Source organism: Brevibacillus sp. HB2.2 (genome assembly GCF_013284275.1).
In the GTDB taxonomy this organism is placed as follows: Bacteria; Bacillota; Bacilli; order Brevibacillales; family Brevibacillaceae; genus Brevibacillus; species Brevibacillus brevis_D.
The window spans coordinates 1-1,895 of record NZ_JABSUV010000087.1 but is presented as its reverse complement, the minus strand read 5'-3'; the positions used below and the strand labels follow the sequence as shown (position 1 = coordinate 1,895).

The window sequence follows — 1,895 nt, the reverse complement described above, 5'->3', positions numbered from 1 at the left end:
TTTTTCATGTGCGCCCAGCATGGGCGTTATCTCTAGGGTTAAAGTCCCGAATGGTGAAGGCAGTAGTAGCCATTAGCTTAAGACAAGGGTGTCCACCGTGAGGTGGAATCTGAAGGAAGTCGGCGGCAAACCTCCGGTCTGAGGAACACGAACCTCATACGAGGCTAACATTCGTTGGATGAGCCTGCATGTCAAGGCAAAGTCCTTACTGCCAAAGGCGAATGAGAGTAAATGAGGCAGATAGATGGAGGGGAAGATAACGCTCTTACCTGGGGAGACCTGACCGAAACGCCATGCTCACATGGTAACCTTCTTTGAAAGGAGAAGCTGAACGATCAGGAGTCAGCAGAGGTCATAGTACCCTAGTAAGGGACGCCTGAACAGGGAAGGACCGAACATCTAGGAAGAACGAGAAGCTAGGCGTTCATTCTTGCTAATGAGGCAGACAATCCGTAAGGACTTGCTCAGAGGAGGAAGTGGTGAATTCCACGGGGGAATCTGAGAGGGCTGAAGTAAGAATGGCACAAGTAGAAAGAACGTTCACGCGAAAGGAATACCTCAACATGATGAAGCAACTTCTGTCACGGGAAAACCTTCTGACAGCATTAAAGAGAGTGGAAAAGAATAAAGGAAGCCACGGTGTGGATGGTATGTCAGTAAAATCCCTACGTGAACATATCATGACCAACTGGGACTCCATCCGCCAGCAGTTAGAGGATGGTACCTATCAACCGCAACCAGTCCGAAGGGTCGAAATCCCGAAACCTAGAGGTGGGGTACGGTTGCTAGGAATTCCTACTGTGACAGACCGCTTTATCCAGCAGGCAATCGCTCAAATTCTGACCCCAGTTTTCGATCCGATGTTCTCCGAACACAGTTATGGCTTTCGTCCAAATAGGCGAGGACATGATGCAGTTCGGAAGGCTAAAGGATTTATGAAAGAGGGGAAACGGTGGGTTGTTGATTTAGACTTAGAGAAATTCTTTGACAAAGTAAACCATGACAAGTTAATGGGGCTTATCGCCAAACATGTCAAGGAAAAGACACTTCTCAGGCTTATCAGAAGCTATTTAGAATCGGGCATCATGATTAACGGGCTGGAGACAGCAAACGAGGAAGGAGTGCCGCAAGGTGGACCTCTTAGTCCGCTGCTCTCCAACATCATGTTGCATGAATTGGACATGGAGCTAGAAAAACGAGGCCTCAGATTTGTCCGCTACGCGGACGACTGTAATGTCTACGTTTCTTCAAAGAAGGCTGGCGAACGGGTAATGGCATCTATTTCCTGGTTCATCGAGAATAAACTAAAACTTAAGGTGAACATTGAGAAAAGTGCAGTAGACCGGCCATGGAAACGAAAATTTCTAGGGTTTAGCTTTACCCACCAGTCTGATCCAAAGATTCGAATCGCGAAAGAAAGCATGAAGAAGGTAAAACAACGAATTCGGGAATTTACCTCAAGGTCAAACGCGCTTCCCATGGAGTATCGAATTGAACAGCTAAATAGATACCTTATTGGCTGGGCGGGATATTTCTCACTTGCAGACACACCTTCGGTCTTCTCCAGTCTAGACGAATGGATAAGAAGAAGGCTCCGTATGTGCCTATGGAAACAGTGGAAGAACCCTCGAACAAAAGTAAAAAGGCTTATTACTTTGGGAGTGCCCAAAACAAAAGCCTTCGAATGGGGCAATTCTCGTAAGAGATACTGGCGTATTGCGTGTAGTCCTATACTTCACAGAACTTTGGATAATGCCTATTGGCAGACCGAAGGTCTTAAGAGTCTTAAGGATAGGTATTTTCTTTTACGTCAAACTTAGATGAACCGCCGTATACCGAACGGTACGTACGGTGGTGTGAGAGGACGGGGGCTAGTCACCCCCTCCTACTCGATT

At 47.0% G+C, this 1,895-nt stretch carries 1 protein-coding gene; it reads left to right on the top strand.

Going from position 1 to position 1,895, the window contains the following annotated elements; all coding sequences use genetic code 11:
- Positions 1-518 precede the first annotated feature (518 nt).
- Positions 519-1,820 carry a group II intron reverse transcriptase/maturase gene (gene ltrA, locus HP401_RS29380; RefSeq protein WP_375140445.1) on the top strand — a complete coding sequence of 434 codons (1,302 nt, stop codon included), beginning with the start codon at positions 519-521 and terminating at the stop codon, positions 1,818-1,820.
- The last annotated feature ends 75 nt before the right edge of the window (positions 1,821-1,895 follow it).

Coding starts and splice junctions, on each gene's coding strand:
- ltrA (WP_375140445.1), top strand. CDS start 519: ATGGCACAAGTAGAAAGAACGTTCACGCGAAAGGAATACCTCAACATG.